Consider the following 9,679-nt stretch of genomic DNA (forward strand, 5'->3'; position numbering starts at 1 on the left):
TCGCCCAGCTGCATCGCCCCGGACGCCACCTGCAGGCCGCCCACCACCGCAATACCCACATACACCAGGCTCCCGATGAACGTCATGGCCGGCATGATCAGCCCGGAAATGAACCGACCTGCGGGAGGAGCGAAGCCGGGTGCTGTTCTCACCCGGCTTCGCTCCTCCCGACCTAGTTATTGGGTGGCGCCCCTAAGTTCGTCCTCGATGTCCTTAGGTGCCGTGAGATCCATCTCGAGCAGCGGCACTACTTTGGACTTGGTGATGTAGCGGTGACCCAGCCATAGGACGATGAAGACTGGCAACCCGATGTAGGAGGAAAGCACCTCCACGGACCGCCCGGCAAGCACAGCCTCGTAGTTCTGTCCCGCGATGACCAGTATGAGCAGGGCGAAGGCCAGCAGTGGGCCAATGGGGAACAGGGATGCTTTGTACGGCAGGTCGCTGACTTTGTTTCCCTGGGCCAGGAAGCCGCGCCTGAAACGGTAGTGGGAGACCGCGATTCCCGCCCAGACGATGAAGCCGCATAGGCCCGACATGTTCAGCAGCCAGGAGTAGGCTGCACCCTGCCCGACGATCGCGGAGAGGAACCCGAAGAGTCCCACGGCGGCCGTCGCGAGCAACGCCGCGATCGGCACACCACGCGCATTGGTTCGGCCGAAGATCTTCGGGGCCATGCCGTCATGGGCCATGGCGTAAAGCATCCTTGTGGAGGCATACAGTCCGGAGTTGCCCGCGGACAGGATTGCGGTCAGGATCACGGCGTTCATCAAGGCCGCCGCGAAGGCGATTCCGGCGCGATCGAAGACCAGAGTGAAGGGCGACGATGCAATATCGGACTCACCGGAGGCCAGCAGGCTCGGATCGGTGAACGGGATGAGGCAGCCGATGATGAAGATGGCGCCAATGTAGAAAAGCATGATGCGCCAGAAGACAGTGCGGATAGCCTTCGGCACCTCGCGGCGCGGGTTCTTCGCTTCGCCGGCGGCGACTCCTACGAGCTCGGTGCCCTGGAAGGAGAACCCGGCAACCATAAAGACCGAGATGATCGATACCCAGCCCCCGTGGAACACGTCATCGCGGTTTTCCCAGTTGCTCAGTCCCGGAGAGTTGTCCCCGAGGATGCCGAAAATCATCAGCACACCGGCGATCAGGAAGAGCACCACTGCGCTGACCTTGATCAGTGAGAGCCAGAACTCCGACTCACCAAAGGCCTTGGCCGAGAGGGCGTTGAGCCCGGTCAGCACCACCAGGAAGATGCCGGCCCACACCCATCCCGGGACCCCCGGAAACCAGAAGTCCATGATGATTCCGGCCGCGACCAGCTCTGCGGCCACCGTGATGGCCCAGTTGAACCAATAGTTCCAGCCGATCGCGAACCCAAAGGACGGGGAGACGAAACGGGTGGCAAAGGACTGGAACGAACCGGCAACCGGAATTTTGGCCGACATCTCGCCCAGTGACTGCATCAACAGGAACACCATCAGCCCGACCAGCGCGTAGCCGGCCAACGCCCCGCCGGGGCCCGCCTGGGAAATGGTGCTGCCCGAGGCCACAAACAGCCCGGTACCGATCGCACCGCCGATGGCGATCATCTGCAGGTGGCGGTGGTTTAGCCCGCGCTTGAGTTCGTTGGTGGATTCGCCGGAAGCGCGCTCTGCCGCTATCGCAACGGAAGACCCCTCTGTTCCAACGGGCTTGAGTTCTGCGAGAGTTCCGCTCGGTGGTGTCATGCAGCACCGCCCTGGGACATCGTTGCGGGCCGGGTCTGGTACCCGGTGCCTATAGCGGCTCGACCGGTGCAGGCTTCTGCGACTGCACTTCTTTGCTTGTGGGAGCCAAGTCCCATGGTGCCTCCGAAAAGGTAGCTGCGGTGTATTTGGGCCTTCCGAAGCCCTCGGGCCGGGAAGGAGGTGATCAAGCTAACACACGCAACGGAAGCGACATTTGGCGTGGGGAATGTTGCACGTCCGACGGGTCAATTCCTTAGGCATAGGGGGCCGCAATCCAGCCTGAGCACAAGATTTGCTGATTTGACGTCCCCCGCTGGCTAAGCAGCTCTGATGATCTGGTATTGCGCGTCGACGGGCGGTGACTGGAGAATTCCACCGATGGCACAGGGGCAGTAGCCGAACCTCTGCCCGTCCCGGAACCGCTGCTCATTCGTCATGATGCGCCATTTCTGGGACGTCTTAAAAGCGCCGACCCACAGGTCAGACGCAGGCATCGCACTGAAGAGCGGTCCCCGAGCAAAAGCATTTCTTATGCAAGGGCCAAGAATCATTCACGGATGCTTACGCACTGCTAGCTTCTTCAGGAATCCCCTCAACGGAAGGAACGGGCATGTCTGTAATCGCAATCCCTGAAGTAACAATCATCCGGGCAGAAGACCTCAAGGCGCTCCCGGCATGGCAGGCTCTGAAGGCAGCCGTCGTCGGGCTGCAGCAGGTTCAAGTGCAGGACGGTTCCGTTCCGGAACCCGCTGACCATGACCAGGCCAGCCGGAATGTCGGCATCATTACGGACTCAATCAACGATCTGCGCCACCACCTCCCCCACGACACGGACTACCTTGAACTGCTCGTGCAGGACTTCCAGCGGTGGGCGTCCGAGGGCTTCGCCGTGCCGGATTTCCTCGACTCATTGGTAGCCTTCCACCCCGAGCAGTGGCGCATCGACGGGCTGCCGCATCTGGTTCTGTTTCCCATGTACACGCAGAACGGCAGCACGAACCGCTACTTCGAGGCCGTCCTCATCGAGGTTATTTGGCCTTCATTCGTAGCTGACTTGGAGGCAACAAACTACTCCAACAAGCTGTTCGTCCCGATCAGCTTCATCGATTTCACGCCCGGCTATGACACGAACTCCGCAGTTCTCTTCCCCGAGAGCGTAGCGGTCCGGAGCACCCCGTCCTTCACGTGGGGAGGTATCTTCGCGGACCGCGAAGCTGCCCGGTTCCGTCGCGTTCTCAAAGCTGCTGCCGACATCACATCCCTGGACCTGCCGGCTGACGCTGCGGAACTCATCGACGACCAGCACCTCACGGAGAAGACCTTCGTGATGTGGGATCTGATCCATGACCGGACCCACATGCGCGGTGACCTGCCCTTTGACCCGTTCATGATCAAGCAGCGGATGCCGTATTTCCTGTACTCCCTCGAGGAGCTCCGTTGCGATCTGACCGCGTTCCGCGAGTCCGTCATCATCGAGAAGGACGAGAACGCTTCGGAGGATGCGCGCAAGCACGCCAAGCTGGTTCAGTACGCCGTCATCTTCGACCGCATCTTCCGCTTCGCGATTACCGGGAACCGGGTCCGTAACTACGACGCCGTGGGCGGCCAACTGCTGTTCGCCTGGATGCACCAGCACCGTGTCCTGCACTGGACCGACGGGAAGCTGAGCATCGACTGGAAGGACGTCGCCGGCGTCGTCGTCGAACTGGGAATCCGCATCGAGGAACTCTACTGGCGTTCCATCGACCGGCCGAAGACCGCACACTGGCTCGCTGCCTATGACCTCGTCTCGGAAACCCTCACCCCAAATCCCTCCTCCGTGTGGGCCAAGGGACCAGAGGCCCTTCCGCTGGACGGTCTCCCCAAGGGTCTGACCGACCAGGTCCTGGACGACGAGTTCCCGCTGTCGATGTTCTATGAAGCGTTGGAGAAGAAGATGCGCCGCGTCATTGAATCAACTGCCGGGATCACCGGGCAGAGCCCTGTGAAGACCGACGGCGGGGCAGGCGCATGAGCCAGGACCTCTCGGGGCGTACGGTCGTCGTCGCCGGTTCGACAAGCGCCGCGGGCGTCGCGGTAGTCCATGCCCTCTCGCAGGCAGGGGCACGCGTGGCCGCGGTGGACATCCTTGAGGACCGGGTGCAGGAGCTCGCGGTCGCGTACAACAACGTCACGGGCTATGTCTGCAACCTCGCGGACCTGCAAGCCGTTGAGGACCTGGCGACGTCTGTCCAGGCCGATCTGGGTCCCGTGGACGGCCTGATCCATCTTGTGGGAGGGTGGCGGGGCGGGACCGGAATTGCAGACCAGACGGATGAAGACTGGGACTTCCTGCACACGAGCGTCCTCACCACACTGAGGAACACCAGCCGCGCTTTTTACGACGATTTGGCTGCCTCCCCTGCGGGTCGCCTGGCCGTCGTCTCCGCACAGTCCGCCTCCACGCCGACAGCGGGCGGCGCCGCCTATGCCGCCGTCAAGTCCGCCGCCGAGGCATGGACCCTGGCCGTGGCCGACGGATTCCGGAACCTGCAGGGAGGACATGAAAGCCCCTCCGCTCAGCACTCAGCCGCCCTGGTCTTCGTGGTCAAAGCCCTGGTCGATGACCGGATGCGCGCAGCCCAGCCGGAACGGAAATTCCCGGGCTACACCGATGTCAGCGTCCTTGCCGACGCTGTACAACGGATCTTCGATCTCGAGGCCGAACAGATCAACGGGCAGCGCTTGCCCCTCACGGCCGGCCACCTCGCGGGTGCACCGGCATGAGCGTCAGCGTTGAGACAAAAGCAGGCGTCCCACAGGTACTGGCGGGGCGCCTGCACGACCCCGCATACCGGGGCTTCGCCTCAGACAACTACGCCGGGGCTCACCCCGAAATCATCGAAGCAGTTCAGGCAGCCAACGAAGGCCACGTCACCGCATACGGCGAAGATGCCTACACGGCAGCGCTTCAAGTTGTCATCAAGTCCCACTTCGGGGCAGCTGCCACCGCCTATCCGGTCTTCAACGGAACAGGGGCCAATGTCCTTGCACTGCAAGCCCTGCTCCCGCGTTGGGGCGCTGTCATCTGCGCAGCAACAGCGCATATCAATACCGACGAAAACGGCGCCCCGGAACGGATCGGCGGGATAAAGCTCCTCCCTGTCCCCACACCGGATGGCAAACTCACCCCGGAATTGATCGACGCCGAAGCCTGGGGGTGGGGAGACGAGCATCGGGCGCAACCGCTGGTCGTATCGATCACCCAGACCACCGAACTGGGCACCTGCTACACGCCGGAAGAAATCCAACGGATCGCTGAACACGTCCATGCGAAGGGAATGAAACTGCACCTGGACGGAGCAAGGCTGGCCAACGCTGCAGCACATCTCGGGCTTCCTTTGCGGGCATTCACCACCGACGTCGGTGTCGACGTCCTGTCTTTTGGTGGCACCAAAAACGGGCTGCTGTTCGGCGAAGCCGTCATCTGGCTCAACCCAGAGTCCGATCCAGGCATGAGCTACCTGCGCAAGATGAACATGCAGCTGGCCTCAAAAATGCGGTTTGTCTCTGCGCAACTCATAGCCCTGCTAACCGATGGGTTGTGGCTGCGCTCCGCCAGCCACGCCAACGCGATGGCTCAAAGTCTCAGCGCAGGGATCTCCGCCATTGACGGTGTTTCCCTGACGCAAGCCACACAATCGAATGGCGTCTTTGCCGTCCTTCCGCCCGGGGCAGCGGTGAAAGTCCGGGAATCCTTCCGCTTCTATGACTGGGACCAGGCACGCAGAGAAGTCCGGTGGATGTGCTCGTGGGACACCACCGAGGCCGACGTCCACTCTCTCGTTGCTGCAGTGAAGGCTGCCGTAGGCTCTCCAGCCAACGAAACGCCCAGATAAGGAGACGTAACTGCCATCCAGTGGCGGTACTTCCGGCCGCTTAGAGCAAGGATTGCGCGCACGACGACGGGCAGCACCGCTAATGCCCGCTCACGCTTTGTTAGGCGTTGACATGCCCACGGCATTGGGGGACCTCGCGGTGGCCCGTCAACCGGTGGTCCAGCACTCGGGCTAGAAGGTGCCGACAACGGCGGCATCGTCGACGAACGTCAACGATGGCTCGACGACCTCCGGCCAGCCTGTCAATGCTTCTGGAGATACCTGCAGGTCCAAGGGTCTCAGAAAGCGCAAGACACTAGCTGGGTCCAAATGCTGCAGAACAGAAGAGTGGTGTGACAGACGCTTTTACAGCAGGAAGGGGCCGCGGGCATCGAAGTCCGCGGTCCCTTCCTTCTTGCTGGCCAACTGTTCGTTCGAGCTAGCCATATTTGCCACGAGGTGGCGGCAGCGGGTATCCGGGGTTCGTCGTATCAGAGGCAAGGCCTATGGCGGAGCGCCCCCAGGCCAGGCAGACAGTTACGAAGAATGAACATAGCAGGTGAGAGTTCCTCGTCCGCCTTTCGTATACACGAAGTGCGAGTCATAGGTAACTCCTAAGTATGTGCCGCAAAGGAACCCCTTATCGTTGACTGTCTCAGACACCTCCGGGCCGTCCTCAAAATGACACGTCAATTTGGTGTTTCCGCTCGACGTTACGACCGCGTGAGTTTTTTCGTAGGTGACCACCTGAGGACCTTGATATCCGTAACCACCGCAGCCAAACTCCTTGATAACAAAGGCTCCTTGGGACTGAGGTGCAGCCGCGGCATTGGCAGCACCTCCGCAAAGGAGCACCGTGCCGCCCACCGAGGCGCCTATTGCGAGAGCTAAGGTTGTAATCTTTCGGGAAAATGTAGACATGGCATTGACCTCTTTGTCATTCAAGGAGTTACGGTTCACCGCATTGAAAGCGCTGTGGAAAAGGCTCAGTATCAAATGAGCGCGCCAGGTTGGAAGCTCCGACTAAATTGCGAATAGATAATCTGAACCGGACAAGGCACTGGTACAGGCTTGTGTCACCAGACTGGGGACATCAAGGCCCAAATTGGCTGCAATATCCGCCCTTTTTGGATTGTCACATGCCAGCTCTTCGCGGCATTCGGGATACGTCCCTAACATGCGGCCCATCTTGGCCGCCGCCTAAGCCCGAAAACTCTCCCCGGACCGTGGAGCCATCTTATTGCTCATCGAAGTGGACAGTCGAGTGGGAGATCTACCTAATTTCAATTCCGGGCAAGTTGTCGACCCTTTGCTTGTATGCTCAAGCTCCTGAGATCGTGGGAATTTGAACCTCTTCGCTGGAGGCGGGGGGGTAATTCGCAGGCATTGCTCATTACAATGGCGCCAGTAGATATCGATAGATAACTCTCGAATGGCGACCCCCACCTTGCTCATCAATTCTTGGACACGGCAAGGGACACCTTACGGTGAGGGAAATCGGAAAACACGCTCAGGACGAGGTTGTAAACCGCTACTTCCCAGCCAGCGGCGCCACATCCAAAATAATGACGCAAGCACCAGCACGACCCTGCTGGGGGAGCGCTCTTAAACCTCCGCCACAGGAGCCGCGAACTGCGCCTCATACAACCGGGCATAAGCCCCACCCGCAGCCAGCAACGAGGCGTGCGTCCCTTGCTCCACGATCTGCCCGGCCTCCATCACCAGGATGAGGTCGGCGTCGCGGATCGTTGACAGGCGGTGGGCGATCACAAACGAAGTCCGGTCGGACCGCAGGGCGCTCATCGCCTTCTGCACCAGCACCTCAGTCCGGGTGTCCACCGAGGACGTCGCCTCATCCAGAATCAGCACCGAAGGCCGGGCAAGGAACGCCCGCGCAATAGTCAGCAGCTGCTTCTCCCCGGCCGGCACATTGGCGCCCTCGTCCTCCAGCACCGTGTCGTAGCCCTCCGGCAGTGTCCGCACGAACCGGTCCACGTACGTCGCCCGCGCAGCCTCCAGAGTCTCCGCCTCCGAAGCCGAAGGCCGGCCGTACGAGATGTTGTCCCGGATGGTCCCGCCGAACAGCCACGTGTCCTGCAGCACCATGCCCAGCCGCGAGCGCAGGTCACGCCGCGGCACCGAGGTGATGTCCACGCCGTCGAGCGTTATCCGCCCCGCATCAATCTCGTAGAACCGCATCATCAGGTTCACCAGCGTGGTCTTCCCCGCACCGGTCGGCCCCACAATCGCCACGGTTTGCCCGGCTCCGTAGGACTCCTGCATAGTCAGCTCATACGGATCTAGTCGCCAGCACATCCCTCCGGGCATTTTCGACGAAACTGTCCACCTCGTCCCGACAGGCTTCACCCAGACGGTTTAGTTCTTCACGGTGTTCTACATCCTTTAGCTCCGTGATCCGGTCCAGGATGTTACGCCCCATTGTCCCCAGCTGCGGATTGCCGGTGACCAGGCGGACGCCATAGTAAGCCGACCATGCCGCGCTACGAGCCCGGTGCACATCGTCATCCTCAGTCAAGTTCTGCAATCGCTGGTCTTCAAACCACTGGTCCATCACGGTCCGCCGGTAGTCCATCGCACAACTGGCAAACAGTTTGTATGCCTCAATTCGTGACTCGTGCAACCGCACAGAAACAGCATTCCTGCGGTCAAGAACATAGGTCAGGAGGCCGCCGAGTAATACGCCGGCAAGGCCACCGAGGAGGCCGGTAGTTGTAGCATCCATGCGGTCAAACTAGCAACAGAATCTCTGCCTGGAAAGAGACGTGGGTGGTGATTCTCCTGAGTTCGTCCAGGAAATATGACGCCAGTAGTTTCCTCATCATTGTGAGGAGTTGCGAATTTTCGGCCAAGATAACATCGCCCTCCGGAGCGCTGAGCTACGGAAGCAGCAGCGAAGATCCGTCTGCACGGGGGCGTGATTTTCTCCGGGAGACCTCAGAAGGTACAACAATGCTGGAGCATGGGCGCTATTTCACCTCCCGGTGCAAGCTCAAGGACAGCTTAGAGAATGCGAACTGCACTACCGTGCGTTCTGCCGGCAATACGTCGAGAAGGTGAAAGCGATCCTGGAAGGCACGTCTGCAGTTTCACGAGAATGGACAGCGGCGCAATAACTGAACTCCAAAAGAGGCAGCGTTACGCGGAAGGGATACCGTCTCTCTGAAACCTGCCATCAGTACCTCAGACCTCCGCCACAGGAGCCGCGAACTGCGCCTCGTACAGCCGCGCATACGCCCCGCCAGCGGCCAACAAAGAAGCGTGCGTCCCCTGCTCCACGATCTGACCGGCTTCCATCACCAGGATGAGGTCGGCGTCACGGATGGTGGACAGCCGGTGCGCGATCACAAATGAAGTCCGGTCGGACCGCAGCGCACTCATCGCTTTCTGCACCAGGACCTCAGTCCGGGTATCCACTGAAGAAGTCGCCTCGTCCAAAATCAAAACAGAAGGCCGCGCCAGGAAAGCCCGCGCAATCGTTAGCAGCTGCTTCTCACCCGCGGACACGTTGGCACCTTCGTCCTCCAGCACCGTGTCGTACCCCTCGGGCAGCGTCCGCACGAACCGGTCAACGTACGTGGCCTGCGCCGCCTCCATGATCTCCGCCTCCGTAGCCGAAGGCCGGCCATATGCGATGTTGTCCCGGATCGTCCCGCCGAACAGCCACGTATCCTGCAGCACCATCCCCAGCCGCGAGCGCAGCTCACGCCGCGGCACCGAGGTGATGTCCACGCCGTCGAGCGTTATCCGCCCGGCATCAATCTCGTAGAACCGCATCATCAGGTTCACCAGCGTGGTCTTGCCCGCACCGGTCGGCCCCACAATCGCCACCGTCTGCCCAGGCTCCGCCACCAGGGACAAAGAAGAGATCAGCGGCTTGTCCGGCGAATACGAGAACGAGACATCCGAGAACACCAGCCGCCCCCGTCCCGCACCATCCGGCGAGGGATCGCTAGAAGGCAAGGGATCCGGCGACTGCTCATCCTCATCCAGCAAGGAGAACACCCGCTCCGCCGAGGCCACCCCGGACTGCAGCAGGTTGGCCATGGACCCCAGCTGCGCCAGCGGCAT

6 protein-coding genes and 1 pseudogene are annotated in these 9,679 nt (G+C 61.0%); 3 read left to right on the top strand and 4 right to left on the bottom strand.

The window, feature by feature from the left end; genetic code table 11:
* Positions 1-176 precede the first annotated feature (176 nt).
* Positions 177-1,733 (bottom strand): amino acid permease, encoded by a 1,557-nt coding sequence (locus DBR22_RS22665; protein ID WP_108600829.1) that lies wholly within the window; start codon positions 1,731-1,733, stop codon positions 177-179.
* Positions 1,734-2,343: 610 nt separating this feature from the next.
* Between DBR22_RS22665 and DBR22_RS22670 the strand changes: the two genes are divergently transcribed.
* Genes DBR22_RS22670 through DBR22_RS22680 form a run of 3 tightly spaced genes read left to right on the top strand, consistent with a single transcriptional unit; the run spans position 2,344 to position 5,611 of the window.
* A complete protein-coding gene (locus DBR22_RS22670) occupies positions 2,344-3,747 on the top strand; it encodes a DUF6421 family protein (protein WP_108600830.1) in 1,404 nt (467 codons plus the stop codon).
* On the top strand, positions 3,744-4,499 hold the full coding sequence (locus tag DBR22_RS22675; RefSeq protein ID WP_108600831.1) for an SDR family NAD(P)-dependent oxidoreductase: 756 nt from the start codon (positions 3,744-3,746) through the stop codon (positions 4,497-4,499). Before DBR22_RS22670 ends, DBR22_RS22675 begins: the two co-directional genes overlap by 4 nt.
* Positions 4,496-5,611, top strand: coding sequence for a threonine aldolase family protein (locus tag DBR22_RS22680; protein WP_108600832.1), 1,116 nt, complete (start codon positions 4,496-4,498; stop codon positions 5,609-5,611). Before DBR22_RS22675 ends, DBR22_RS22680 begins: the two co-directional genes overlap by 4 nt.
* 1,584 nt (positions 5,612-7,195) lie before the next feature.
* Here the strand turns inward: DBR22_RS22680 and DBR22_RS22685 are convergent.
* The 3 genes and pseudogenes from DBR22_RS22685 to DBR22_RS22695 form a co-directional block, all read right to left on the bottom strand.
* Positions 7,196-7,852 (bottom strand): annotated as a pseudogene (locus DBR22_RS22685) (ABC transporter ATP-binding protein); the annotation flags it as partial.
* Between the two features lie 28 nt (positions 7,853-7,880).
* On the bottom strand, positions 7,881-8,333 hold the full coding sequence (locus DBR22_RS22690) for a hypothetical protein (RefSeq protein ID WP_146187633.1): 453 nt from the start codon (positions 8,331-8,333) through the stop codon (positions 7,881-7,883).
* 458 nt (positions 8,334-8,791) lie between these two features.
* Positions 8,792-9,679, bottom strand: an 888-nt coding sequence (locus DBR22_RS22695) for an ABC transporter ATP-binding protein (RefSeq protein ID WP_146187634.1), incomplete at its 5' end; no start/stop codon positions are given.

Origin of the sequence: Arthrobacter sp. HMWF013 (assembly GCF_003061105.1) — a bacterium.
Lineage (GTDB): Bacteria > Actinomycetota > Actinomycetes > Actinomycetales > Micrococcaceae > Arthrobacter.